22 protein-coding genes are annotated in these 26197 nt (G+C 49.8%); 4 read left to right on the top strand and 18 right to left on the bottom strand.

The window, feature by feature from the left end; genetic code table 11:
- Positions 1-221: 221 nt before the first annotated feature.
- On the top strand, positions 222-1382 hold the full coding sequence (locus ACXAFR_RS18855) for a hypothetical protein (protein WP_475179602.1): 1161 nt from the start codon (positions 222-224) through the stop codon (positions 1380-1382).
- Positions 1383-1388: 6 nt separating this feature from the next.
- Here ACXAFR_RS18855 and olsF read toward each other — a convergent pair whose 3' ends face one another.
- A complete protein-coding gene (gene olsF / locus ACXAFR_RS18850) occupies positions 1389-3116 on the bottom strand; it encodes a bifunctional ornithine lipid synthase OlsF (protein WP_475179600.1) in 1728 nt (575 codons plus the stop codon).
- A 196-nt stretch (positions 3117-3312) separates the two neighbouring features.
- On the opposite strand from olsF, the gene ACXAFR_RS18845 reads away from it, so the two are divergent.
- The gene (locus tag ACXAFR_RS18845; RefSeq protein WP_475179598.1) at positions 3313-3603 is read left to right on the top strand and encodes a PepSY domain-containing protein; all 291 of its coding nucleotides are present in this window, start codon (positions 3313-3315) and stop codon (positions 3601-3603) included.
- Between the two features lie 5 nt (positions 3604-3608).
- Positions 3609-4100, top strand: a complete 492-nt coding sequence (locus tag ACXAFR_RS18840; RefSeq protein ID WP_475179595.1) for a cytochrome b/b6 domain-containing protein — start codon at positions 3609-3611, stop codon at positions 4098-4100.
- Positions 4101-4123: 23 nt separating this feature from the next.
- Here the strand turns inward: ACXAFR_RS18840 and ACXAFR_RS18835 are convergent, their stop codons facing one another.
- The 11 genes from ACXAFR_RS18835 to ACXAFR_RS18785 form a co-directional block, all read right to left on the bottom strand.
- Entirely contained in the window at positions 4124-4558 is a 435-nt protein-coding gene (locus ACXAFR_RS18835) for a YkvA family protein (RefSeq protein WP_475179593.1), read from the bottom strand.
- A gap of 101 nt (positions 4559-4659) precedes the next feature.
- Positions 4660-5502: a mechanosensitive ion channel family protein gene (locus tag ACXAFR_RS18830; protein WP_475179591.1), complete on the bottom strand. Its 843-nt coding sequence runs from the start codon at positions 5500-5502 to the stop codon at positions 4660-4662.
- 161 nt (positions 5503-5663) lie between these two features.
- Complete coding sequence (smrA, locus tag ACXAFR_RS18825) at positions 5664-6251, bottom strand: DNA endonuclease SmrA (protein ID WP_475179590.1); 588 nt, start codon at positions 6249-6251, stop codon at positions 5664-5666.
- 218 nt (positions 6252-6469) lie between these two features.
- Positions 6470-8437 (bottom strand): acetate--CoA ligase, encoded by a 1968-nt coding sequence (gene acs / locus ACXAFR_RS18820; protein ID WP_475179587.1) that lies wholly within the window; start codon positions 8435-8437, stop codon positions 6470-6472.
- Between the two features lie 342 nt (positions 8438-8779).
- Positions 8780-9631, bottom strand: a complete 852-nt coding sequence (panC, locus tag ACXAFR_RS18815; protein ID WP_475179584.1) for a pantoate--beta-alanine ligase — start codon at positions 9629-9631, stop codon at positions 8780-8782.
- A gap of 21 nt (positions 9632-9652) precedes the next feature.
- Positions 9653-11095, bottom strand: coding sequence for a replicative DNA helicase (gene dnaB, locus ACXAFR_RS18810; RefSeq protein ID WP_475179782.1), 1443 nt, complete (start codon positions 11093-11095; stop codon positions 9653-9655).
- Between the two features lie 247 nt (positions 11096-11342).
- Positions 11343-11789: a 50S ribosomal protein L9 gene (gene rplI / locus ACXAFR_RS18805; protein ID WP_475179583.1), complete on the bottom strand. Its 447-nt coding sequence runs from the start codon at positions 11787-11789 to the stop codon at positions 11343-11345.
- Positions 11790-11859: 70 nt separating this feature from the next.
- Positions 11860-12714, bottom strand: a complete 855-nt coding sequence (locus tag ACXAFR_RS18800) for a hypothetical protein (protein ID WP_475179579.1) — start codon at positions 12712-12714, stop codon at positions 11860-11862.
- 32 nt (positions 12715-12746) lie between these two features.
- Positions 12747-12974: a 30S ribosomal protein S18 gene (gene rpsR / locus ACXAFR_RS18795; protein ID WP_475179578.1), complete on the bottom strand. Its 228-nt coding sequence runs from the start codon at positions 12972-12974 to the stop codon at positions 12747-12749.
- 6 nt (positions 12975-12980) lie between these two features.
- Positions 12981-13424: a 30S ribosomal protein S6 gene (gene rpsF / locus ACXAFR_RS18790; protein WP_475179575.1), complete on the bottom strand. Its 444-nt coding sequence runs from the start codon at positions 13422-13424 to the stop codon at positions 12981-12983.
- 192 nt (positions 13425-13616) lie between these two features.
- Positions 13617-14912, bottom strand: a complete 1296-nt coding sequence (locus ACXAFR_RS18785; protein WP_475179573.1) for an AI-2E family transporter — start codon at positions 14910-14912, stop codon at positions 13617-13619.
- 300 nt (positions 14913-15212) lie between these two features.
- Here ACXAFR_RS18785 and ACXAFR_RS18780 point away from each other — a divergent pair, with 300 nt between their 5' ends.
- The gene (locus ACXAFR_RS18780) at positions 15213-16949 is read left to right on the top strand and encodes a DEAD/DEAH box helicase (protein WP_475179571.1); all 1737 of its coding nucleotides are present in this window, start codon (positions 15213-15215) and stop codon (positions 16947-16949) included.
- A gap of 30 nt (positions 16950-16979) precedes the next feature.
- Here the strand turns inward: ACXAFR_RS18780 and rlmB are convergent, their stop codons facing one another.
- From rlmB to ACXAFR_RS18750, 6 genes are all read right to left on the bottom strand, one after another.
- Positions 16980-17720 (bottom strand): 23S rRNA (guanosine(2251)-2'-O)-methyltransferase RlmB, encoded by a 741-nt coding sequence (rlmB, locus tag ACXAFR_RS18775; RefSeq protein WP_475179569.1) that lies wholly within the window; start codon positions 17718-17720, stop codon positions 16980-16982.
- 68 nt (positions 17721-17788) lie between these two features.
- On the bottom strand, positions 17789-20242 hold the full coding sequence (gene rnr, locus ACXAFR_RS18770) for a ribonuclease R (RefSeq protein ID WP_475179566.1): 2454 nt from the start codon (positions 20240-20242) through the stop codon (positions 17789-17791).
- A gap of 251 nt (positions 20243-20493) precedes the next feature.
- Positions 20494-21807: a hypothetical protein gene (locus ACXAFR_RS18765; protein WP_475179561.1), complete on the bottom strand. Its 1314-nt coding sequence runs from the start codon at positions 21805-21807 to the stop codon at positions 20494-20496.
- Between the two features lie 2 nt (positions 21808-21809).
- A complete protein-coding gene (locus tag ACXAFR_RS18760) occupies positions 21810-22346 on the bottom strand; it encodes a hypothetical protein (RefSeq protein WP_475179557.1) in 537 nt (178 codons plus the stop codon).
- Positions 22346-25198: a bifunctional diguanylate cyclase/phosphodiesterase gene (locus ACXAFR_RS18755; RefSeq protein ID WP_475179553.1), complete on the bottom strand. Its 2853-nt coding sequence runs from the start codon at positions 25196-25198 to the stop codon at positions 22346-22348. Before ACXAFR_RS18755 ends, ACXAFR_RS18760 begins: the two co-directional genes overlap by 1 nt.
- 143 nt (positions 25199-25341) lie before the next feature.
- On the bottom strand, positions 25342-26130 hold the full coding sequence (locus tag ACXAFR_RS18750) for a methyltransferase domain-containing protein (RefSeq protein ID WP_475179551.1): 789 nt from the start codon (positions 26128-26130) through the stop codon (positions 25342-25344).
- Between the last annotated feature and the right edge of the window lie 67 nt (positions 26131-26197).

The following is a 26197-nucleotide window of genomic DNA, read 5'->3' as shown; positions in this document are numbered from 1 at the left end:
ATCCGTATATCGATAAGGAGGCGGAAGATACCACAAACCACACTTCAGCCCCAGCGCCTGCCACCGACGGCACTTTGCCACCAGTGAATAATTCATTTACTCTGACGGTGAGAATTGTCATATCCCACTGGTTATGTCTGTCACGTTGATCTGTACTCTGTCTCTCTCAGCTAACTCTGCACGACATTGGTCTGCAAGTGCCTTACAGGGTTATCGCCGTAATGACTAAAACAGCGCCAGACGAAAAGCGAGACCCGCCCGAAGACCGGCTCATCACAAAGCCACTGTTTCTCATCAGCTTGACCGCCTCCCTGGTACTCACCATAAGCGCCCTACTGTTTGTCACTCAACATAGATCCCTGGTTTCACAGCTTTATCAACTTTACGGAGATGCTCTAGCCAAAATTGCAGCACATCAGGCCAGAGACGCCACACTAAACCATGATTTGGTTAGCCTTCAGCTCACCGTCAGAGACGCCACGAACAATCCCGCGGTAAGTGGCGCAGCGATCTACGATGTAACCAATCAACTGTTAGTCCAAGCCGGAGACATTAAAAACAGGAGCGCCTCTCAGAGAAGCTCGATTCGGCGCTACCGCGCCGCTATCGTCTGGCAGGAAAGTACTGCCGGGTACGTCGAAGTTCTGCTCGATACACAAGGGAGCTGGCAAATCACACCCGAGAGATGGCTATTGTGGCCGCTCGGAGGATTTGGGGTACTGCTCATTTTCAGCATTGTATCCCATCGTTTTCAACGCTCTCGCCGAAAAGCTGCAGCATTATCGGAAGCACCAACTGATAATGCTGAAATCACAGTGAGTGATCATTGCATCACCGTTGTATTGACGCTATTCAACCAAACAGCAACGCAACAGAGCTCCGACTCGAACTGGCAGGGACAATTGCAAAGTTTAGAAATGCACCTTCAAGAAATAAATGCGATCTACGCCGGCAGGGTGCTTCGAACAAACGATACTCACATCCACCTCCGCATAGAATCAAACAATGGTGAAACCGACGATTCTCTGATTGAAAGGGCTTTGTGCTCAGCCCGACTACTGCAGCTACTGCTGAGTTCAACATCCAGCGATCATCATTTACAGGTTTCTGCTGGCTTGCTCTATCACGCCAGACCAAAACGACTGGAGGAATTTAGGCAGCATGAGAATCAGACGGCTGACATTGCTGACTGGCTATTAAAGAAAGCAGACGAAATAATCATGTTTGCGCCGGGGACATTAGACCGCCAAATGATTTCCAGCAAATGCAAATTCGCTCTTTCACAGGATTCTGAGGACTGGTTAGCCATCAACGAACTTTCATTTAACTTAGAAAAACTTCTGGCGTCCCAAGTTCGCCAAATCATAGATATTGAGCAATAACCTACGTTAAGACGACACACCAATATATCGCTGGCGCTTGTTATCCTTCATCAACGTCAGGTCGGCGAGAAACAAGCCATCCAAACAATCTGAAAAGTCTGGATCCACACTGAATGCCAACAGCTGAAATCCACCCGGTTTAAATAGTGCAGCATACTGTCTAAACAGAACCGGAACTCGCTCATCAGCCCCATTAAATACTTGCTGCAGTTGATTGAAGGCTTCATCTGAGGAAAGGCCCTGATAAATCGCCTCCAGATATTCAAGTCGATCTTGCGGAATCAGGTAAGCATTTCGTGCAGTTGCCAACCGTTCCTTTGCACCATAATACTGTTTGTAAAAATACACTAAATGCTCAGTCAAAGAGCGATCCAATCTGGCGCTGATTGTAACTGGCCCTAAAAGATAGCGAATGTGTGACTGTTGGCGCAGCAAAGAACCAATGCCCTGCCACAGATAATCCAAACTGTTGCGGCCCATATATTCAGCAGCGACAAAACTGCGCCCAAGCTCAAGACACTGGCTCAACAAGGGTGTCATAGCGCTTTCAAAATGAAACAGCGTACGCGTATATATCTCTGCCGGGCCGACATAACCAGACTTCTGTAGTGCGGCAATATCCCCTAGCCGATAAGCACCGGCAAGACTCAGAGCTGACTGATCCCACAGTAATAAATGCTGATAATGCTGATCAAAACGATCCAAATCTCGGCGCGCGCCAGTCCCCTCTCCAACTTTGCGAAAGGTTACTTCACGGAGACGCCCGATCTCTCTCAATGTTGAGGGGCTTTGGTGATAATCGGTCAACAATATCCGTTTACCGTCACGAGTCTCTCCCAAGCTGTGCATCTTCGGCAATTCCTGCAAAAGATCTCTACGGTCTTCAGGATGCGCGATGGTTTTTTCGGTTTCGAAGAAGGGCCGTGCCTGCTTACCCGCCAATTTATACAGGTGTTTACGTATACGTTTGATCAGTGCACGATCCGTCAGCGACGGCGTCACTAAAGAACTGACAGGGATAGGTGCGCCAACATGAAAGCGAATTGTTGCCGAGCGCTTGTTAAACATTTCCTTTGCCAACAGAGCCGTCCCCAATGGCTTGTACAACATTGACGCGCTGTAAAACCAAAGCGAGTTCTTCGCTCGAATAAAAACCGGTAATGTCGGCGCACCAGCCCGACGCGCCAACTTGAGAAATCCTGGACGCCAACGGGTATCTTTTACACCGGAAGGTCTAGCCCTTGAAACCTCTCCAGCAGGAAAGATGATCAAGGCGCGCTCCTGCTCTAGATCATCCAGTGCATTTCGGAATGTTCGCACACTGCCCGATTGCCCCATATTGTCTGCGGCGACGAACAATGGCCGCAATTCACTGAAGTTCATCAACATATCGTTGGCGACAATTTTTACATCCCGCCGAACTTCATACACCATGCGCAGAATTGCCAGTCCGTCTAAGGAGCCGATGGGGTGATTCGCGATGATGACCACCCTGCCCTGCGACGGAATATTTTCTTTATCTCGTTTGGAAACGATATAGCTGAAATTGAAATAGTCGAAAACAGAATCAATAAACGCTACGGGATCCAGCCCGCGATGTTCCTCGAGAAAGCAATTTATTTCTCTTTCATGAATCAACTTTCGCAGAAAGGAAAACGTGGGCTTTTGAATAATTTGGGGCTGTTGGCGCAATGCGGGAAATTTCTCGCAAACGGCTTGCTCTATATTAATCATGACAATGACCGCAGTATGAACTCTCGCAAAAGTACGATAGCCAGATGACAGCGGGGTGAAGAAACGATGGCAGCTTGATGACAGAATGACACGTAACGCATTGTTATACAGATGATAATCTATCGCATTCCCATAGCCAGTTTGGTAGGATCCTGCGTAAATAATTGTTCGTCAAATACCCTGAGGATAACGAGGCATGAAAAAGATTCTGTCATCTGTTGCGCTTGTACCAGCACTGTTTCTGGGCAATCTGGCTTGGGCTGGAGCCGACTGCCCTAAAGCGCCTAAGGAAGAGTGGATGCATGTGCTTGAAATGCAAAAAAAGATTATCAACGAATATGGATTTGCCATTAAAAAGTTTCAGACAGACGGCAATTGCTATGAAATTTACGGCTGGGGTTTAAACGAAGATAAAACTGAATTTAAAAAAATCGAGGTTTATTTCAATCCTGTTACCGGTGAAATTGTAAAACAGAAATACGACTAAGCAGCGTGATTTGGGATGGTTACATACGACTTTTCCACTGGAGCCTTGCAGCCAGTTTTCTAGCGAACTACTGGTGGCTGGAAGATGGCGACACGGCTCACGAATGGACTGGATATTTCATTCTCGCTTTGTTGAGCAGCAGGATTCTATGGGGATTTATCGGATCGCCAACAGCACGTTTCAGCCATTTTTTCCCCACCCCAAAGCGCTTGCATATGGGTGTCACAGAATTCGGCCGATTCTATACGCCGCACAAGGGACACAGCCCCCTGGGCGGACTGATGGTGATATTTTTAATTACTATGATATTGGTTACAGGGATATCGGGCTGGATGCAGGAATTAGATCGCTTTTGGGGAGAGGACTGGGTTCAACAGCTGCACGAATGGAGCGCACATATCGTTATGGCTGCCGTTGTAGTTCATGTCGCTGCAGTATTTATTATCCAGAGACGTTACCAAGTTCCTCTCATTCGCGCGATGATAAAAGGTAAGTAGAAACAGCAAAGGCGCGGCGAAATTTATACCCCTGTCGCCGCACGATTTTCTATGGTTAAACCACCATCACGCCAACGCTTAAAGTCCTCTATGTCTTTCCCAACCAAATCAATAACCAGCTTGAAGATAAACGCATCATCCAGATAACCGGAAACTGGAATAAAATCAGGCAGTGCATCAAGAGGCGCGATGAAATATAACAAGGCTCCGCAGATAGCAGCCATTGATCGCCAGGGCACCTCCCGATAGGAACCTGTCGAATAACAAACTGCCATACTGATCAGCGCACGTATATCATCCCAAAAGTCGACTAAGGATCCAGGTATATGGGACTTGAAACGCTCAATTTTATATAGCGCCTGCCGAACCAGCGCCTCCATGTCCTGACGCTGAAAGCCGATACGAAATGCATAGTAGCGCTGCTTTGCCGAAGTCTTTGCTGATTCACCAAACCCCATAACAGCTCTCGCAACCTCGCCTAGTGATAAAAGTTTCGTAATAGAACAATAACAGGATGCCTGCCTTGTCGGACTGAATTCAGACAAGGCAGGCATAGACCCTAGATGGCAACGGACTCTTCTTTTGCCACTTTGTCCACGTGCACATCCATTTGCGGGAAAGGTATTTCAATTCCCAGCTCGTCAAAGCGCAATTTGATCTTTTCGGTCAGATCACATTTAACCGGCCACCAGTTCGCCGCGTCAACCCAAGCGCGAAAAATGAAGTTTACGGAAGAATCCGCCAATTCAGACACTACGACCGCAACTTCTGGATCTTTAAGAACACGCTCATCCGCTTCAGCCAGTTCGAACAAGGTTTTCTTCACCAACGCGAGATCGGCGCTGTAACTAACTCCCACGACCAGATCTACCCGACGGGTTGGGTAGGCGTTGTAATTGACAATATTCCCGCTCCACACGGCATTGTTCGCGACTATGACCTGTTTATTATCTCCAGTCGCCAGGATAGTTGTGAAAATCGAGATTTCTTTGACAATGCCAGATGTTCCACCAGCCTCAATGAAATCGCCCGCCTTAAAGGGACGAAAGAGAATAAGTAAAACCCCAGCAGCGAAGTTTGCCAAAGCCCCTTGTAAAGCGAGGCCAATCGCCAAACCGGCAGCACCGACAACGGCCACAAATGACGCTGTTTGAACCCCTAGCTGTCCCAAAGCAGCGATGATAACAACGGTGAGTAACGCGTAGAAAACGATATTGCGGGTAAATCGAGCAACCGTCGAATCCACCTGGCGAGCCGACATTGCTTTTTCGAAGCCGTTAGCTATCGCTCGAGCGATCCACTTCCCCACATAAAAAACGAGGATGGCAAGGACAATCTTTACACCGTAGGTAATCGCCAGCTCGGGAGCCTTATCCATGATTTCCTGAATATTGAAATCCATTATTTCCCCTTAGTCATCGTGAATGTATCGTCATTAGTCATTCTGCGCCCCTGATCCCGACACGGGTTACACAGGCGATTCAGTTTAGTAAATCACGGAACAAATGCCAGTATATTGACGCCAATGATGTAAACGACAAAGGTATACGAGGAAATGGCCTATTAGGAACGTTTCTGATGGCGCTCTAAATTTTCCTGTCGCTTTTTAAGGCTTTTTTTCATTAAAAGATACGTTGCACCACTGCCGCCGTGATGACGCTGTGCAGAGTGAAACGCCAAGACCTCATCGAGTAACGGCAACCAGGAAGCCAAACAACTTTTGATAACCGCGGGATTTTTGCGGCCAGCGCCCGTGCCGTGGGTAATTAGCGCGCAGCGAATGTCCATGGCGAGACAATCCCGAATAAACCCCGTCAAAGCACTACGTGCCTGGCTTACCGTATGATTGTGTAAGTCTAAGCGTGCATCTAATGAGTACTTGCCCAAACGTAGGTTGCGATAAACGCCATTCTGCACCCCCGGCCTTTTATATTCTAAAATCGCGTCCGGAGCGACAGATTCGATGTGGTTCTCCGAAAAGGGGCTTTTCTCAACCAAAACCTCATCGACGGCGAATCGGCGGCGAGCTTCATGGTTGATCTCGCTGGAAGGGGCTGTTTTTAAAGCAGCACGCAAACCCGGCTTATGAGGGATAACATCTCCCATTGCTGCACGGAAATCTTCATCGAGACCTAACTCTCTGTCGATCATTCTAGACGCTCCTATCTCGCTGACCTAGAGCCTGTTGACTCTAATACACCATTCCACTGAGTCAAGTGCCACCCTGACATGCGGGATACGTATATAGGTTATAACGACATTCGATATACGCCAACTGCTCGAAATGTGGCTCCTGCACCTGCCAGCAATAAAAAGGCCGAAAGAGCTAGCTCTTTCGGCCTTTTTAGACGGTGGTGACTGGCTGAATCTTACTTATTCAAACGATTGCCAATCAAATCATCCACAACGGCGGGATCAGACAAGGTAGACGTATCTCCCAAGCTGTCCAATTCATTGGCTGCCACCTTACGTAGAATGCGGCGCATGATTTTACCTGAACGTGTTTTCGGTAAGCCCGGCGCCCACTGAATCCAATCAGGCTTGGCAATTGGACCAATTTCCTGCACGCAGAGATCAATGAGTTCTTTGCGTAATTTCTCGGAATCCTCCACGCCCTCCATTGGGGAAATGTAGGCATAAATGCCTTGACCTTTGATGTCGTGAGGAGCGCCAACGACTGCAGCCTCTGCAATATCCGGATGCAATACCAAGGCACTTTCAATTTCCGCGGTACCCATTCTGTGACCACTGACATTCAAGACGTCATCAACGCGACCGGTAATCCAGTAGTATCCATCTTCATCGCGACGCGCCCCGTCGCCGGTAAAATAGTAACCAGGATACGTCGAATAATAGGTATCAACACAGCGCTTGTGGTCCCCATAAACGCTACGTATCTGGCTCGGCCAGGATGCTTTGATGGCCAAAGACCCTTCACACGCCCCTTCCAGCTCTTTGCCTTCCGCATCCAAAATGACTGGCTGTACGCCGAAAAATGGCAAGGTCGCCGAACCTGGCTTCAACTCTGTCGCGCCTGGCATTGGGGTTAGCATGTGAGCTCCCGTCTCCGTCTGCCACCAGGTATCAACGATAGGGCAGCGGGCCTCACCGACAACTCGGTGATACCACTCCCAGGCTTCCGGATTAATAGGCTCTCCAACGGTCCCCAGAAGGCGCAGAGAAGTACGATCGTAATCCTGCACGTGCTTATCACCAGCCCCCATAAGAGCCCGAATCACTGTTGGAGCGGTATAAAAAATATTAACTTGGTGCTTATCGACAATGTCCCAACAACGTGAAGGGCTCGGATAGCTGGGAACACCTTCAAACATTAATGAGATAGCACCGTTACAAAGGGGTCCATAGACAATGTAACTATGACCGGTAACCCACCCCACGTCAGCAGTACACCAGTAGACTTCGCCATCTTTATAATCGAAGACGTATTTGTGCGACATAGCGGCCTGCAGTAAATAGCCGGCAGTCGTATGCAGCACACCTTTTGGTTTACCCGTAGATCCAGAGGTGTAGAGAATAAACAGAGGATCTTCTGCGCCCATACTTTCCGGCTCGCAGTGACCATCCATCGCACCAATTTCTTTGTGATACCAAATATCACGCCCCTCTTCCCAATCAACTTGTCCACCAGTACGGCGAACGACCAGGCAGGTGTGAACATCAGGGCATTTCTCCAGCGCGATATCAGCGTTTTTCTTCAGAGGAATGGATTTACCTGAACGAACACCATAATCTGTGGTAATTACGACTTTACAGTCCGAGTCCAAAATCCGACCCTGCAAAGCTTCTGGGGAAAAGCCGCCGAAAACGACAGAATGAACAGCCCCAATGCGAGCACATGCAAGCATTGCGTAGGTCGTTTCAGGGATCATCGGCATGTAGATACAAACTCGATCGCCCTTTTTTACGCCCCTGGCACGCAACAAGTTCGCAAACTTGCAGACCTCAGTATAAAGCTGTGAGTAGGTGATGTTTTTATGGTGATAGAGGTCATCTGCCTCCCAAATTAACGCCGTTTGGTCTCCGCGGGTTTCCAGATGACGATCGATACAATTGACTGCGACGTTAAGCTCGCCACCTTCAAACCATTTGGCCGTTCCCTCATGGAAGTCAAAGTCTTGAACTTTGTCCCAGGGTTTGCTCCAGGTTAAAAATGCCTCAGCTTGCTCTGCCCAAAATTCATCCGGACTTTCGACAGATTTCCGGTACATCTCATCGTACTTGGCTTTATTGATCCAGGCACTGTCTTCCAGTCCTTGAGGGATACCGTAAACGTGGTCTTCGGAATGGACTTTTGCTTCCAGATGAACGTCAGTCATGTGAACTCCAAAAATGGTGGTTATTCTTAATTTTCACCATGATACGTCAGCCAAAGACCGGGAAAGTATCCGACTTTGGTCGGGGCAAATTGGTCCTTGCAGTCATGAATGATCTTCGACCGCAGTAGCCACGCCCCGTTAGGAAATACCAACGGCAAGCTTCCGCGGGCCAGACTGGCGACGGAATCAAGTTTTATGGCTAGAGGTTAACGCCGAAATGCAGATGTGAGCAACCCTGCGTTGGTAGGATGGCGAACGGTGTATATGATGAAATTTCAGGTACTTTTAATAGCTCACGCCATTAGATGATTTCGCGATATAAGCCAACCCAAGTTGAAAGGGTTATGCCAAAATCACGCTGACGTTATCGATCAAACGCGTTTTTGCAGTCAACATTGCCCCGAGCAAGGTTAATCGTGCGTCTTCTGGAGCTGCGGGCAAAAGCGTATCGCTGTTCATTATTTGAAAATAATCCGCTTGAAACCCCGCTTGCGCCAAGGCGTCCGCACCTTCACTCTCCAACTGCCGATAGTCGCGATTTCCTGCTGTAATCGCATCTGCAATAGCCGTCAATGTGCGATACAAAACCGTAACCCGACCCCGCTCATCTGACTCGATGAAGCTGTTGCGAGAACTCACCGCCAGTCCGTCTGCATCCCTCCAGGTAGGTGCCGCGAGGATTTGCACAGGCATACAAAGATCTCGAGCCATTCGACGAATCACAGCGAGCTGCTGAAAATCTTTCTCGCCAAATACGGCGATATCCGGCTGAACAATATTGAATAATTTTGTAACAACCGTAGTCACGCCTTCAAAATGCCCAGGGCGAGAGCCACCGCAGAGAACGTCCGTCATTGTCGGACAGATGACTCGCGTTTGATCCGCCATGCCATCGGGGTAGATTTCAGCATCGGTGGGGTGGAACACCAGATCACACCCGGCTTCTGCCAATAACTCACAATCTTTCTGTAGCGTTCTCGGATAACGATCCAAGTCCTCATTTTGACCAAACTGCAGGCCATTAACGAAGATCGAACAAAGTACACGATCAGCCGACGCTTTAGCCTTTGCGATCAGACTTAAATGGCCATTATGGAGATTCCCCATCGTTGGCACAAAAGCAACAACGTCTCCTGCCATCCGGGCTGAGTTAACAAAAGAGCGGACTTGGGTGATGGTTTCACAGCGTTCCATTGAATCTCCTAAACATGGCGCTTAAAAATCGTTCTGAGAAAAATACTCAGGAGCGAGGTTTTCAAATCGCGTAAATTTCCCTACGAAGGCGGCTTTTGTTGTACCCACCTCACCATTCCTCTGCTTGCCGACAATAATCTCGGCGACCCCCTTATCCGGACTCTCTTCGTTGTAGTACTCGTCCCGGTATATGAACAAAATGACGTCCGCATCCTGCTCAATGGCCCCGGATTCACGAAGATCCGAATTCATAGGGCGTTTATTTGGTCGCTGCTCAACCCCACGATTTAACTGTGACAAAGCGACAACCGGACATTCGTATTCTTTTGCCAGAGCTTTTAGCGAACGAGAAATTTCGGAAATTTCCTGGGTTCTGCCTTCACTTTTCCCGGCAACCTGCATGAGCTGAAGATAATCAAGCATGATGATGGCCGGCATTGATTCACTCTCCGCTTCCTCCAAAGACAGATCCGGTTTTTTTTGCTGAAGCTCAGCCTGGCGGCGCCGAACAACTCGCTTCACCCTAGCCCTCACCTCCTGGGGGGTTAAACCTGGTGTGTCGTCAATATACAAAGGCCGATCTTTCATCTTGGCAACAGCCGCCGACAATTTTGGCCAGTCCTCTTCGGTCAGAGAACCGTTGCGCAATTTATTGGAATCAATTCGGCCGACCGACGACAGCATCCGCATGACCAGCGAGTCCGAGGGCATTTCCATACTGAATACCAGCGCCGGCCGAGATTGAGTCATAATCGCCGCTTCAATAAAATTCAGTGCCAACGCTGTTTTTCCCATAGATGGGCGAGCAGCCAAGATAATGAGTTCGCCCGGCTGCCAACCTGACGTCTGTCCATCGAGATCGTTGAGCCCTGTGGACAACCCGGTAAGGTCGGTTCCGGAACGAAACCGCTCGTCAATTTTCTGCACAGACACCTTGAGCAGCGCATTGACATCAAGAAAACCATCATTTTTCGGCCGGTCTTCAGCGATCTGAGCGACCCGCTTCTCTGCCATTTGCAGCAGATCTTCTGCGGTCAAACCGGCGGGATTATGGCTGCTGCGGCTAATTTCGTTCGCCGCCTTAATCAATTGACGCAGTGTTGAGCGCTCGCGCACGATCGCCGCATAAGCAGAAATGTTTGCTGCGCTTGGGGTGTGACTCGCCAGATCCGAAAGATAACCAAGCCCGCCCACTCTCTCCAACAGCTCGCGGCCATGGAGCTCCTCGGAAAGAGTGATGATATCCAGCGGCTTGCCTTGTGCAGCCAATCCGCTCATAACCTCGTAAATCTGTCGATGGCTATCACTGAAGAAATCCTCCACTGACAGTGCTTCCGCGACGACATCGAAACGTTGATTGTCGAGCATAACGCCGCCAAGGACGGCTTGCTCTGCTTCTATCGAGTGAGGTTGCTGTGTGCTTTTTACAGCGTCATCCACTGCTGCTTCCTTCCCGGAGTGCATAGGAGAGTCAGACATGTTTGGGCAAATTTGATCCAGACTGAAGGGAAAAGGCGACGAAAACTTGTCGTCACTGAGTCTATGGAGAATACACCATAAACTTAATGCAGGAAGGATAAATGGGGAAACTGAACAGGTAAAGCACTCACGGATACAAGACGTACCGGTGAGATAATTCTGTCGCAGGTCGAAGACGCCCTGCGACAGGCTCCGCAACCGACTCTACATCGATTGCGGAAAAGTAGTGAACTTACTCAGCAACAATAACCAACTTAATTGGCTGAGTAACTTCTGCGTGCAGCTGAATATCGATATCGTATTCACCAACTTCACGCAAAGTGCCTTCTGGCAACTTCACCTCAGACTTCTCGACGGAGATCCCGCCAGAAGAAATTGCTTCCGCAATGTCGCGAGCACCCAGTGAACCGAACAACTTACCCTCGTCACCTGCATTTGCAGTAATGGTAACCGTCAAATCTGCCAGCTGCTGAGCGCGAGCTTCAGCTTGAGATTTTTTCTCAGCCGCAGCGGCTTCCAGCTCAGCACGACGAGTTTCAAATTCAGCGACGTTAGCCTCAGTTGCAGGAACTGCTTTGCCCTGAGGGATCAGGTAATTGCGGCCAAAGCCTGCTTTAACAGCAACCTTGTCGCCAATGTTGCCCAGCTTACCAACTCTATCAAGAAGAATAACTTCCATCGTTCAAACCCTTCATTTAAATCTGCGGTTTTCAACCGCCAAATTTCAAATTTATCCAATAACCTGGCAGCTATTGGTCGCTTCGATTTTCAGTTTCCGACACCTTTGGCAACCCGAGCCAGCGCTTGCGAAGATCAAACTTCAAATCCACGACGGCTAACATCGCCAACAAAATAATGAGCGCATTTATCAGCAGTAGAGAGACATAAAAAATAACTAACCAGCCTCTATTAAGCTTTTGCCCTTTAACGGCGCAATGGACGATAGCAATACCAACGATTAACAGCGGCATGCTGAACACATTCGCCCATATCTGGTAATCACCACCCCGATATACGCAGTAAAACAACGCAGCGGCACACACCATCGCCATTGGCAAAGGCAGTTTCAAACGGTGAAACTCGTGCTGCAAACCGCCAGGGTTGTACAACATTGCTTGCCACCAACGCCCGACCAGCAAGCTCAACAGAGAACTGAACGTTAGTACGTACGCACATATACCCAGTACAAACACAGGGCTCGGGCCTGAGACTTGCCCACCTTCTACAGGCTGAATATCCTGCATCATTTCGCCCAGCGCATCGGCAACAGATCGCACAGGATCTGGTACCGCCCAGCCAAGCACCAAGGCCGCCAAGGTGCTTAACCCTGCAAGCATCAGCAGGACCACCTCCCAAGCGCCATTGCGCAATGCAAAAGCCGCGCAATACGTGACCAGCAGTCCTGCGATGGTAACCAGTGGCATCAAAGCGCCAACATCGCTGATATACAAGGCGACTAAACCTGGCAACATGGCCCACAAAAATATCAGAAAGCCATCTGCCGCGCCGCGCCGCAATGTTACCAGTGCTACAGTTGCGGGACTGATCAGAGGAAACCAACTACCGATCAGAGCGACCACAGCCGCCTGTACACGGCCACGCATAATAAATTCAGCGAGGACGCGCACAATACGTTTTATTCGTGACCGTCAGTATAAGGCAACAAAGCCAGGTAACGGGCGCGCTTGACCGCAGTGGCCAACTGGCGCTGGTACTTAGCTTTAGTTCCGGTAATACGGCTGGGAACAATCTTGCCAGTTTCAGAAACATAGGCTTTCAATGTTTCCAGGTCTTTATAGTCAATTTGCTTTACGCCTTCGGCAGTAAAACGACAAAATTTACGACGACGGAAAAAACGTGCCATGATCGATTACTCCTCTTCTTCAGTCGTTGCAGCGGCTCTTTCTGAGTCACCACGCTCGGATGAGCCGCGCGACTGTTCTGAAGAGTCATCACGACGCTCTTGACGGTTGGATTTACGCTCGCGGCTTTCTTTTTCCGCTTTCATGATTGGAGACTCTTCCGTAACCGCCTCATCAGCGTTGATCACCATGCTGCGAAGAACAGCATCGTTATAGCGGAAGTTAGTCGTCAACTCTTCAAGAGCTTCTTGACCGCACTCAATGTTCATCAGAACGTAGTGGGCTTTGTGAATTTTATTGATGGAGTATGCCAGCTGGCGGCGCCCCCAATCTTCCAGACGGTGGACGTTGCCACCACTGGTTTTAACGGCCGAGGTATAACGCTCGATCATACCGGGCACTTGTTCGCTCTGGTCCGGATGAACCAGAAATACAACTTCATAATGGCGCATTTTAGCTCCTTACGGGTTATAGCCTCCCGAAAGTCCATTTGACGGCCCTTTCGATGAAGCAAGGAGAGCTGTGCTATTAGCAACAGCTATTTCAGGGCCGCGTATTCTATTGGGGAGAAGAAAGCAATGCAAGATTTTGTCGAATATTCGATCAATTTCGTCCCGCTGAACCATTCAGGCCCGCCCCTCCCCCTATGCACGAGTCTCCACCAACTTGACCCAGGGCGCGAAAATGTTCAGTTGTGCTGAAGCCAGCTTCAAGCAAACGAGAAGAGGCACAGCCAAGAGCACGCCAACCGCTCCCCACAGCCAGCCCCAGATAATCAACCACACCATGAGCACCAGCGGGTTCAAGCGCATATGCGCGCCCAACACCGTCGGAGTTACAAACTGAGCCTCCAGTAAGTTGATCAGGAAAAAGGTAAACGTCGGCAGCAAGGCAAGCGTCGTCAGACCATATTGCTCAAGACCAACAATAGCGAGAATACCCATCCCGATGATCGGACCGACATAAGGCGCGTAGTTCAGCAGCCCGACTAATACACCCCACAACACAGCGTCATCAACACCTTGCAGAGCGAGAGCCCCCGCAGTCGCGCACCCCAACAAAAAATTGATGGCACTTACAGTCACAATGTATCGTGACAGCTCTCGTTGCGTGTTCGACACCAACACCATCAATTTACGCTTGTCGCGTATTTGCGGCAGGGCGTCCAAGCCCGCCTGATATAAGCGCGGACCAAACACCAATAAAAAAAGTACCAGAATCAACACCGTCATCAATTGAGCAACGAGCACAGGAGTAACGCTTAGCAGTGACAGGCCGACCTCCAATGCTCCTTGCATCAAACGCTCTGAGATCCTTAGTGGCTCTTCTGTTGCCGGCGAAGCCCCCTGCTCCTTGTTGCTGCGGAAGAAGCCAAAGAGACCTCGCGGCTTCTCTTCACCAATGGCTTGCTGTGAGGGCGCCAACGCCGCCTGCATATCTCGCAATTCCTGCGACAAATGCGTTGAGATCTCCGGCACACGCGCCAACCATTTTTGCGTAGGCTCCGCCAACTGCACCCCTAAGAGTCCGAAAGGGACGCCGAAAGCCGCTATGAGCAATACTGCGGACAAGGTCCGAGGGATATAAAATCGCTTGAGAAAGGTCACCAGAGGACTTAACAACAAGGCGAGCATCAACGCCACGACAACAGGCATCAACAGTGTGCGCGCAAAATAGATCGTGTAAAACAGAGCCAGCCCAAGCATCGCCCCTTGAATCTTTGTGCCTTTGACCGCCAGCTGGCCCTGCTGCCATACCTGCGTCGAACTTCCCTGGCTTTTTGCCTCAAACTTTATATCTTTCTGCTGATCCATTGCCGCCGCGCTTTCTGCGTCCCCGTGGTCGTAATTGATTGGGCCATGCAGGCCCCGCGCCAACCTTAACAACGAGTAAACCCGCGCCAACAGGTAGACAGCCTGCGCCCTCCAAACAGCAGACAACCCAATACTTCATCAATCTTGCAAGATTTACAGACCGGAATGCTATAGCAATCGAGTCTCGCCTCCAGAAAAAAAATCGGTTACCATATTCACAGACATTAAGGAATTATCTCCTGCCGTTATTGTCCGCTTTGGCCGGTCGCAACAGCTAGCCCGGCAATCAGCAACAAATTCCCCGAGACAGTGCTCCATTCGCGGTATACTCCCTGCTTAGTTAATGAGCCGTGGCTTAGTTCGTATTATTACGCGTCCCGTGCCGAGTCTTGGCCTGCTGCCCTTTTAACTCTGTAAGGCAATTTAATGACAACTGAGCACACGCTTTTTACCGACCTTGGTCTCTCACAACCAATTCTTTCTGCGATTGAAAAAGTTGGGTATGAACAGCCCTCACCAATTCAGGCTCGCAGCATTCCAACCTTGCTCGCCGGCCGCGATATCCTAGGTATCGCCCAGACAGGTACGGGTAAAACCGCAGCCTTTGCGTTGCCCCTTCTGAACAGTCTGGACGTCAATCGGCGTGAGCCTCAAATCCTGGTTCTTGCTCCAACACGCGAGCTCGCCATCCAGGTGTCTGAAGCATTTAAAACCTACGCGGCGCATATGCCTGGCTTTCATGTTTTGCCGCTCTACGGTGGATCCGATTTCCGTGGGCAAATTAAAGGCCTCCAGCGCGGCGCCCAGGTTATCGTAGGAACACCGGGTCGCCTTATGGACCATATGCGTCGTGGCAACTTGTCCCTCGACACTTTGAAAGCGGTCGTGCTTGATGAAGCCGACGAAATGCTGCGCATGGGCTTTATTGATGACGTGACCTGGATTCTTGACCAAACTCCCGACGACCGTCAGGTAGCCCTGTTTTCCGCAACCATGCCGAGAGAAATTCGTCACGTTGCCGAGACCTATCTCAACGATCCGGAAATCATCAAGATTGCGTCTGAAACCCAGACCGTAGATCGTATCGAACAGCGCTACTGGCTGGTGCGCGGCGTGAATAAACTCGATGCTTTGACGCGCATTCTTGAGGTTGAGAACTTCGACGCCCTGATCATTTTCGTACGCACGAAGAATCTCACCGTCGAATTGGCGGAAAAACTGGAGGCTCGAGGATTTTCAGCCAGTGCTCTTAATGGCGATATGAGCCAGGCACTGCGCGAACGCGCCATTGAGCGCTTAAAAAATGGACAGCTGGATGTCGTGGTTGCAACGGACGTCGCAGCTCGTGGTATTGACGTATCCCGAATTAGCCTGGTCGTAAACTACGATATTCCCTACGATGCCGAGGCTTACGTCCATCGTATTGGCCGCACCGGCCGAGCAGGTCGCAGCGGTAAAGCCATTCTGTTCGTCGCGCCCCGCGAAAGACGCATGCTACGCACGATTGAGAGAACCACCAAGCAGCGAATCGAAGAGCTGCAACTCCCAAGCCGTGCGCAAGTGGTTGATAAGCGTATTGATCAATTTAAATCACAGATCAGTGCGGCAATGGAAACTGAAGAACTGGAGTTTTTTCGCGACTTACTCCTGCAATATGCCGAAGAATCTCAAGCGGAGCCTCTCGATATCGCGGCCGCTCTCGCATTTATGGCGCAGCGTGAACGTCCTTTGACCAAATTGGTAGAAACCGAAGTCAAAGAACGCTCTTCAGATAGAGATGATCGCCAGGATTCTCGTCGCCGCGGGCGTCAACGTGATCGCAATACCAACATGGACGTCTATCGCCTAGCGATCGGTCGCAGCCAGCAGGTCAGGCCGAGTGATATCGTCGGAGCCATTGCGAATGAGGCCGGCATTCAAAGCGGGGCGATTGGGCACATTCGTATCAACGATGCCCACTCAACCGTAGAGCTGCCGTCAAACTTGCCTCAAGAGCAAATACAAAAACTGCAAAAAATCCGCATCAAAGGGCAGCCAGCCAATATCACCCTAGGGCGCGACGAGGGACGCTCACGAGGCGGCCGAGATGACCAACGTCACCGTGGAAATCGCGATGACTATAGCCGCAAGCGCAAAGACTCTCGCCCTGCTCGCCGCCACTGATTGGTCAACAGCACAATAGGGGGAAAGCCCCTATTGTGACTGGCGCTGCCGCACTGCCTCGAATAAGCAAACCCCCGCCGCAACAGAAACATTCAGACTGGAAATCGCTCCAGTTAAAGGAATGCTCGCAAGCTGATCACAGGTTTCGCGAGTCAGGCGCCTCATTCCCTTGCCTTCAGCGCCCAGAATCAAAGCAGTAGGTCCGCTCAAGCGAATATCATAGAGCAACTCTGTCGCCTCTCCGGCCGTCCCGATGAGCCAAACGCCCTGCTCTTGCAAACGCTTGAGCGTTCTCACCAAATTCGTCACAAGAATATAGGGGACCACCTCTGCGCCGCCACAGGCAACCTTACGCGCCACTGAATTCATTTTGGCCGAGTTATCTCTAGGCGCTACGACGGCATGAGCTCCAGCAGCAGCGGCCGAACGCATACAAGCGCCCAGGTTGTGAGGATCAGTAACGCCGTCCAACACCAACAAGAGAGGTGTTTGCTCAAGCCCTTCCAGCATTTCGTAAAGATAAGCCTCGTCGTACAATTTGCCGCCACTGGTTTCAGCGATAACCCCTTGATGACGCCCGTCAACCAATTCATCGAGCCTCTGCCGAGCCACGACCTGCACGGGAATATCTAACGACTCAGCCAAACTCAGCAGCTGCTTTAGTCGTCGATCATCACGCCCTCGCTGCACCTGCAAGCCACGGATGTCCTGAGGAGTAGTATTCAACAGTGTCTGTACAGCATGTATGCCAAAAATGAATTCACCGGCCACGAGAAAACCTATTATCGATTAACGAAATGGCGGGAGTGTAACCTCCCACTCATTCAGTCGCACGCGTATTATCGCCGACGACGGGATTTCGCACGCCCTTTGGGCTTAGGAGATTTGGCCGCTGCCTTCTGTCGGTTAAGACCGGAACGCGCAGACTCTTGCGGTTTTTCTGCCGAAGCAGATTTAGACTTATTTCGCGTCTTTTTGGTAGCGGGCTTGGTCTGGCCATCGAGCTGCTCTAAACGCCGTCGATTCTCTCGTGTGTTGATGCTGCCAGCCGTCTTGCTCTTACGCCGACTACTGGACTGGAACTTGACCAGCCCAAGGTCTACCTTGCGATCATCCAGCTTTACCTGCTCGACACGTACGTCCAGCTCATCACCAAGCCTGAAAATTTGCCGTGTTCTCTCACCAACCAAACGATGCTGAGCTGCCTCGAACGAGTAATAGTCATTGGGCAAGTTTGTTATGTGTATGAGACCTTCAACAAACAGATCCTGCAACTCTACAAACAAGCCAAAGTTGGTGACTGCGGTAACAATGCCGGGAAATGTCTCGCCCACACGGTCTTGCAAATACTCACACTTAAGCCAACTGACGACATCGCGCGTCGCGTCGTCAGCCCGCCGTTCTGTCATCGAGCATTGCTCGCCGAAGGTCAGGATATCAGGAACGCTGTAAGGGTATATTTTTGCTTTCGGCAGCACCCTGGCGCCTTTAACTCGCTTTACCAGGGTAGATGCCAAGCGGGAGCGAACGACATGACGAATAGCCCGGTGAACCAACAAATCCGGATAGCGGCGAATGGGCGAGGTAAAGTGCGCATAGGCTTTGTACGCCAAGCCAAAATGGCCTTTATTCTCTGGCTGATATTTAGCCTGACTCAGGCTGCGCAACATCACGGTTTGAATCAACTGGACATCGGGGCGCTCGCAAATACGCTCAAGCAGCGCTTGATAATCCTGTGGCGCTGGGTCTTCGGCACCAGGCAACTGCAAACCAATTTCCCCGAGAAATTCACGAAGGTTTTCTAGCTTCTCAGTTTTCGGCCCTTCATGAACACGGAAGAGTGCTGGCAATTCATGTTTTTCCAAAAACTTCGCAGCACAGACATTCGCTGCCAGCATGCATTCTTCAATAACTTTATGAGCGTCATTGCGTCGGACAGGGACTATTTCCTGAATCTTGCGCTGCTCGTCGAAAAGGATGCGCGTTTCCGTCGTTTCGAAATCAATCGCGCCACGAGCCTCACGGGCCGCACGCAATTGCTTATAGAGACGGTGCAGCTCCTGAATCGACTTGAACACACCGCGACAATTATCACTGATGTTTCCTTCCAATGCGTTACCCACTTCGGTGTAGGTTAGACGGGCATGGGAATGGATCACCGCTTCATAGAAAACGTAACCGCTGACGTTACCTCGCGCTGACACGGTCATTTCACAGACCATTGCCAAACGATCAACCTTGGGGTTGAGCGAACAGAGCCCATTGGAGAGTGCTTCCGGCAACATGGGCACCACGTAATCCGGAAAATACACGGAATTACCGCGGGATTGCGCCTCCAAATCGAGTGCGGAATTTATTGGAACATAATGAGAAACATCGGCAATGGCGACGTAAAGGCGCCAGCCACCAGATTTTTTTGTCTCACAGTAAACGGCATCATCAAAATCTCGAGCGTCCTCTCCGTCAATGGTGACAAGAGGAAGATCACGTAAATCCACTCGGTGTTTTTTATCAGCCTCGGCCACTTCTCGCCCGAGCGTCTGCGCTTCTTTTTCCACAGCAGTAGGCCACTGATGTGGAATGCCCGCAGATCGAATGGCCACGTCGATTTCCATGCCCGGCGCCATGTGATCACCAAGCACTTCGGCGACACGCCCCATCGGCGGACTCTTAGAATCCGGCTGGCGCGTAACATCAATCACAACCAATTGGCCGGGACTGGCTTTGCGATCATTGGGAGGAATGAGAAAATCTTTCGCCAATCTGGGGTTATCAGGGCGGACGAAATCGATGCCATTCTCGCTAAAGTAACGCCCCACGACTTGCCGGGTGTTATGGGAGAGCACCTCTACCACACTGCCTTCACGGCGCCCGCGATGGTCTGTCCCCGTCTCACGAACCAGCACTTCATCACCATCGAGCACACTTCGCATCTGTCGAGGCGAAAGATAGAGATCATCACTGCCATCGTTCGGTAAAACGAACCCATAGCCTTCACGATGCCCCTGAACTCGGCCTCGAATCAACTGCATCCTGTCTAGAACACCAAACCCTTTGCGTCGATTGCTCAGCAATTGCCCATCTCGGGTCATTGCAATCAAACGGCGTCGCAACGCCTCCACCGAGTTTTCATCGTGCAAATCCAAATGCTGGCAAAGCGCTTCGTGAGTCATCGGACCCGACGCTTTCTCAAGCACCTCCAGAATGTACTCACGGCTGGGAATCGGGTTCTCATACTTATCCGCTTCACGCTGAGCAAAGGGATCCTTTTTCTTGGTTTTTTTTCTAGACAATACGTCTCCTGACTGACAGCCCCCAATTGACAATAGGAAGCCGCCTGAATTTCAATGAATAATACGTGCGCTGACCGGCTTAATACGAGAATTTAAACGACAAATCAACATTTTTGCTGTCTTTGGTGCCCACACCTACCTGGTGGGCAAAAGACCTCGAGCTTGCAACTAATTTCGCTTGGCAGGATATTTCGGATCATAGAATTTGTCCTCGGGCGATAATTTTGCCTTGGACCTTCGAGCACAGCCGATCAGAAGCGAGCTGACACCGACATTAGAAACAAACCCCACTCCCGCTCTGTCTCCGACGGGATCGGGTTTTCTAACCGAGACAGCCAACCGGTCCCGTCAATGTCGTGATATTCCATACTGACCAGATAATGTTGATTAATATCCCAACGCAATCCAACCGTCCAATCTTTCGCAAACCGGGAGTGAGCCGGTACCGCGGGGGTACCCAACATAGCAGACGCCTGTGTTGAGGATTCTGCGAACTTCTTACCATCCCGATCGTCATTATCCCAAACCAAACTATCGTACCGAACAAAGGCACTCCAACTGGGGTTGAAACGATAGCTCGCTTGGACAAAATAGCTGGTTCCGGTAAAACTCTTTTCGGAGACACCTTCGGGTCGAAGCCCTTCTGTTTTCGTCGTTCGCAGGGCGTATTCCGTCGTATAGGTTATCGTTTCAGTCTGATATTGAGCTGAAAGGATGATTGGCCGAAAAACGAATTTTCCTTCACCGGGATAATAAGGCGCCTCCGGAGCATGGCTCGGCGCCTGATTTCCCGCCAAGTCAGAGTAGCCAATGCTCCCGAGATTGAACGACGGTCCAGAACCATGGGAATCATAATCCATGTTGATTTCTGCGGCTGTAATTCCCAGTCGAACGCGGCCAAAATCATAATCGTACAGAAACCGCCCTGCCCAACTGGTATCCCCATCGAAGCTTCCAGGAGCCTCCCCTGCAAGCAATGTGGTCTCCAAATCCGGATCATCCGGTCGCGGCTGCCCCGCCCCTAAAACAAAGGAGATATCACTGTTTTCACTGAATTTTTCGAAATACAGATGCACGCCATCAGAAGAAAACGACAAATTCCGATTTACATCAAAATAGATCGACTGAGGTAATAAAATGCTGGGTCGAGTCGCAGCGATATCTCGGGTTTCGTTGTAAAAACCAAGAGGATTGGCAATACGACCGATGCGAATGCCACTGTTCACGCGATCGGAATTCAACCAGTTGTAGTCAAGGAAGGCATAATCCACCCTAAACTGACCGTCATCAGTTTCCCCAGCATCTCGAGCGACGATTTGGGCCGCCACATTCAGTTGGGGTATCGGCTTCCACAGGGCATTAAGACCCACTTCATAGAAGTCAAAACTGCCATCCTCGCTTTCGCCGAAGAAATTATTATCGGTACTGTAGAGATAATTTTGTGTTGCGAAACCATGGAAATCGACGTTATCCAAATAAGACAATTCGACCCCATAGCTGGTGGCGCCATGGATCGCCAACATCCCTGACGCGAGTAGATAAGACAAGCTTTTTTTCTTAATCATGTCTAATCAAACCCCAATACGTTAACGCCATCCTTGACTGCAACACTTCCTATATATCCTATTGAGTTTTCTGTTTTGGAAACCATTTCCAACATCTCGGCTTCCGAACCGACGACCGTTGGCGATTGCCCCGTGCCAGAGAACACCTTTCTGTCCCAGATACGACGCAAATTGTAGGGAAAGGTATTGAGAACCTCCTTGGCAAATTTGACGTGAACCGGATCATCATCCGGCAATACAAAGACTTTTATGACAGATCCGCCCTGCCATTTGCGATTCCGCATTCCGAAGATAGCGCGCAGGGTTCCCGTGTTTACTTGATCAATAGGTACACCGGGATTCGTGATAACCTTCACCCTTCCGGCTGCGATGGCATCAGAAGTGGCAGCATCAGCCGAACAGGGCGTTGCGCCGAAGGACAAAGGAAGAACACATACGAAGGCGAACAGGTATAAAATGCCGCGCATGGATAATCGCCCATCAATGATGATGGAAAACGTCCACAGCTTGCTAAATAGCTTGCTTCTGGCTAACAACATTAATTCTGTACTCGAATCACACCCGCTGTGTCGCTCTCTGAACAAAGATGCGGTTGCGGCTTACCAATATGATAACCCTGTGCGTAATTCACACCCATGGCTGCCAGTAATGCCAGTGACTGGCGGTTTTCTACGAACTCAGCGACGGTCTTTTTACCTAGCCCCTGAGCGACGTCATTAATAGCCTTAACGAATAGTCGATCTTCAATACTCGAAGACAACTCTCTGACAAATGAGCCGTCAATTTTAACATAATCTACAGGAAGCTGGCGTAGATAATACCAGGAGGAAAAACCCACACCAAAGTCGTCTAGAGAGAACTCATAGCCAACCTTACGGAAATGCTCAATAACGGTTGCAGCAGCTTCCAAGTCTTCAACAGCGGATGTTTCCGTCAACTCAAAGATAATTTTAGACCGTTCCAGGCCTCTTGATGTAATTTCTCTCTCAACAAGATCAATAAATTGTTTATTGGATATCGCTTTAGCGGATAAATTTACCGAAAGCTTTATATTTTTCCCTTCGCGCTCGAACTTCTCTAGCGCTTTAGCTGCCAGCTTGATGACATGAACGTCAATCTCGTAAATAAGCCCGGTTTTTTCCGCCACAGGAATAAAAGCACCAGGAGGAATAATCTCACCATCACTTCCCACCATACGAACCAGAGCCTCGTAGTGAGAAACCGTATTGGAGGCAATGTCCAGTAACGGTTGAAAATAAAGCACAAACCGATCTTCTTCTAACGCGTGCTCAATTCGGCGCTTCCAATTAACTCGATAGTAAAGCTCTTCCTTATCAGGCGCATCGACTGAATACACCTCCCAATTACTGCGTGCGTTGGTCGATGCTTTTGCTTTATACATGGCCAGATCAGCATTCGCCATCAACTCCTCAAGTACGGCGCCATGCTCCGGATAGAGTGCGATACCGATACTCAGGCTAATTCGGTGAGTCGAGTTCTTATCGATAACCTGGATATCGCTGGCTTGCTCACAAAACCTTCGAGCAAAAAGTGCAGCATGAGCTCGATCTGTCTTTTCCAGCAGAATGGCGAATTCATCTCCCCCCAACCTGGCGATGGTATCGCCGGGTCGAGTCAACGCCCTCAACTTAGATGCGATATCCCTAAGGAGCTGATCTCCAACCGGGTGTCCACTGGTATCATTGACCGTTTTAAACTGATCAATATCGAAGAAAATCAGCGCTCCCGGCTCTCTAACATCATCATAATCACGAAGAACTCTTTCGAATTCCCTCTGGAAGCGACGACGATTATAAAGTTGAGTGAGTGGATCGTGATCAGCAAGCCAGGCAAGGTTCTTCTCAGCCACCTTACGAGCAGTAAGATCCAGACCGACAGACAGCACAAGTTCATCGCCAATTTCCATAATGGGCAATCGGCTGTGGTACCACTCCATATGCAAAGAGGCATTGTTTAAATCACGAAATTCCAGCTCCTGACGGAATTCGTTAGCACCGTCTTCATCAAGACCTTTAATGCCATCGAAAAACCTTGCTCGATCAGCAGGCTGTAAATAGTCCGCAAAATTCACCCGCTGCGCGTCAGGATTATCGAAATCAATAAGCTTAGTGCCTTCTGAGTTCAACAATTTCACATAACCTTTAAGGTCTTGAGTCAAAATCACTACATGTACGTTGTTAAGGAGGCTGGTAACGAAATTTCGCTCCCTTAACAGCTCTTGGCTACGATTTTTCAGGCGCTGAGTTCTTGACCTGACCGTTTCGTCAAGTTCCTGAAGTGTATGCGACAATGAAATAGACGCGTCGAAAATTTCATGAATTTCATTGCGGACGAGATCTCTATGACCGGCACTTAACTGCAAGCTCTGAATGTTTTCCGTGTGATTCCCAGCCAACTGAGGTAAAACCTTCGCCAATTTTTGCAGGCGCCTCATGGGCAACCAGAGCATCATCAGCAAAACCAACTCTGAAATAATCAGAACGATTCCTGACAGCCCCAACAGATAATTTCGCAAACTGTCCAGCCGAGCCATCTCATCAGTGACATTTTCGATAACGACCAGATGAGCGATTTCTTGCTGCAAGGAGGTGCTAAAAGGTATAAAGCTGATTTCATAGGTCTCGCCATTCAGAGACCGCATTGTCCGTTGATTAGCGACTTGCTCGAAGGAATTTTCCGCAGACAGTCCTCGTAGCAGGTCGAGAGTAACCGGAGCTCCGGTTAATGCCGTAATTTCATAGTGCCAATATTGAAGCTGCTTTTGACTCACTCGTTGAGGATCTTCCGTTTGAGCAACCAGTATTCCGATATCCGCTGCTGTGTTAGCCTGAAAATTCAATACGGCATCGGTTAGAGAGCTGGTCAGTACCATTAAAAACGGTTTGGTTTCATCCGAGAAGGTCGGCACAATTTCGATTTGCACACAGGTGCGAGGACACCAGATTTGGCTGACGGGCGATTCCTCCTGTCGAGCTGAACTCAGCCAATCGGAAGGCAATGTCGCTTGAGAGAGGGGCTCCCCCCAAGATGATATTTGCTGATTTTCGGCATCAAGCAGCAGTAAACTGTCCAAACCCCATTCAAAATTCAGCTGATCCCAATTTTGATCAATGGTTGTTACCAGCGCAGACCTGCGCCCTAACTCTGGAGATAGCGCTGCCTGTCCTTGAAGATGACCGGCCAACCGCTGCATTTGTAACTGCAGCGCTTGCAAAGATCCAGTAACGATATTTTGACGATCAGAGAAAACCCTTTCTCGCTCTGTCGCGAAGCTCTCTTGAAGATTTCTGTGCCCAACATAGGTCAACAACCCCGTTCCCAAAATCAAGACCAAGCTGACACTAAACACAGCTTGCCACTTTAGGCTCAAGAAACTTCCGGAACGAGGCTTGGATTCGGACACGACGGAAACCGTTTCGTTAATTGGCTATCGCGCGTTCAAACGTACAATGTGATGCGTAATCGGCGCTATCTGGAATAGCCATCGCATTACGGTTTGAACACGCTTCTTGCTCACGCTGGCTTAATTCCAGTTGCCACCATGGTCGCCATGCTGCTGTAGAACAGACCATCTTCAGCCTGTTTGCGCAGGGTTTTATGCCATTCAGCTAAAGACTCTGGCGTCATTAAGGATGCTGACATTGCAGCCTCTTCGACTTGATCCATTTGCCCCAACAATCGCCATAGAACATAGTCCGTAATATGGTAACTGGTAGGATAGGCATACACGTCCAACAGACCTGCCGTCTTCATCTGACCGTAGAGATTGCGCCCAGAAAACCCGTTATTGACAAATTTTTCAGCCATGAAATGGGAAATTTTCCGCTCAACAACATCATTTCCTGATGCCGTTGACAAGCTGGCCCAATCAGTATCGACTATAATTATAGTTCCTCCCGGCTTGGTAACCCGCACCATTTCCCGCAGTACTGCCATAGGGTCGGGGAGATGAATGAAAAGCCTTTCGGATCTGACCACGTCAAATGTATTGTCGTCGAAATCAACCTTATCTGCATGGGAAGCAACATGCTTGACAGTATCCTGCAGTCTTTCCGCACGGGCTCGTGCGTCTGCTGCCTGCACCATGTTTACATCCATGTCAACACCGGTTATTGTGGATCCCGCACCCGCCAAGCGGGCCATCGCGCACGTATCAATTCCTGGCCCGCACCCAACGTCCAAAATGTTCTGGCTGGAATCCGGATTGATCGGCGCATAGCTCGCCTTTTTAAGTGGCGCCAACAGCTCAGCAGCCTTTTGCAGATAGGTTTCGTTAATTTGACTTTGATCGATGGTTGTCATGGCATATCCAAAAAACTAATTAAAAATGTTTTTTTATACACAAACTAAACTGTAACTAAGCATAGCC

The organism is Pseudomaricurvus sp. ABR4_320 (genome assembly GCF_056159445.1).
Note: the sequence above shows the minus strand (reverse complement) of the source record. Positions and strands in the feature narration are given on the sequence as shown.

What these genes read in the sequence shown, in the direction of transcription:
- ACXAFR_RS18855 (WP_475179602.1), top strand. Translation starts at nt 222, where the DNA reads ATGACTAAAACAGCGCCAGACGAAAAGCGAGACCCGCCCGAAGACCGG.
- olsF (WP_475179600.1), bottom strand. Translation starts at nt 3,116, where the DNA reads ATGATTAATATAGAGCAAGCCGTTTGCGAGAAATTTCCCGCATTGCGC.
- ACXAFR_RS18845 (WP_475179598.1), top strand. Translation starts at nt 3,313, where the DNA reads ATGAAAAAGATTCTGTCATCTGTTGCGCTTGTACCAGCACTGTTTCTG.
- ACXAFR_RS18835 (WP_475179593.1), bottom strand. Translation starts at nt 4,558, where the DNA reads ATGGGGTTTGGTGAATCAGCAAAGACTTCGGCAAAGCAGCGCTACTAT.
- ACXAFR_RS18830 (WP_475179591.1), bottom strand. Translation starts at nt 5,502, where the DNA reads ATGGATTTCAATATTCAGGAAATCATGGATAAGGCTCCCGAGCTGGCG.
- smrA (WP_475179590.1), bottom strand. Translation starts at nt 6,251, where the DNA reads ATGATCGACAGAGAGTTAGGTCTCGATGAAGATTTCCGTGCAGCAATG.
- acs (WP_475179587.1), bottom strand. Translation starts at nt 8,437, where the DNA reads ATGACTGACGTTCATCTGGAAGCAAAAGTCCATTCCGAAGACCACGTT.
- panC (WP_475179584.1), bottom strand. Translation starts at nt 9,631, where the DNA reads ATGGAACGCTGTGAAACCATCACCCAAGTCCGCTCTTTTGTTAACTCA.
- dnaB (WP_475179782.1), bottom strand. Translation starts at nt 11,095, where the DNA reads ATGCACTCCGGGAAGGAAGCAGCAGTGGATGACGCTGTAAAAAGCACA.
- rplI (WP_475179583.1), bottom strand. Translation starts at nt 11,789, where the DNA reads ATGGAAGTTATTCTTCTTGATAGAGTTGGTAAGCTGGGCAACATTGGC.
- ACXAFR_RS18800 (WP_475179579.1), bottom strand. Translation starts at nt 12,714, where the DNA reads ATGCGTGGCCGTGTACAGGCGGCTGTGGTCGCTCTGATCGGTAGTTGG.
- rpsR (WP_475179578.1), bottom strand. Translation starts at nt 12,974, where the DNA reads ATGGCACGTTTTTTCCGTCGTCGTAAATTTTGTCGTTTTACTGCCGAA.
- rpsF (WP_475179575.1), bottom strand. Translation starts at nt 13,424, where the DNA reads ATGCGCCATTATGAAGTTGTATTTCTGGTTCATCCGGACCAGAGCGAA.
- ACXAFR_RS18780 (WP_475179571.1), top strand. Translation starts at nt 15,213, where the DNA reads ATGACAACTGAGCACACGCTTTTTACCGACCTTGGTCTCTCACAACCA.
- ACXAFR_RS18765 (WP_475179561.1), bottom strand. Translation starts at nt 21,807, where the DNA reads ATGATTAAGAAAAAAAGCTTGTCTTATCTACTCGCGTCAGGGATGTTG.
- ACXAFR_RS18760 (WP_475179557.1), bottom strand. Translation starts at nt 22,346, where the DNA reads ATGTTGTTAGCCAGAAGCAAGCTATTTAGCAAGCTGTGGACGTTTTCC.
- ACXAFR_RS18750 (WP_475179551.1), bottom strand. Translation starts at nt 26,130, where the DNA reads ATGACAACCATCGATCAAAGTCAAATTAACGAAACCTATCTGCAAAAG.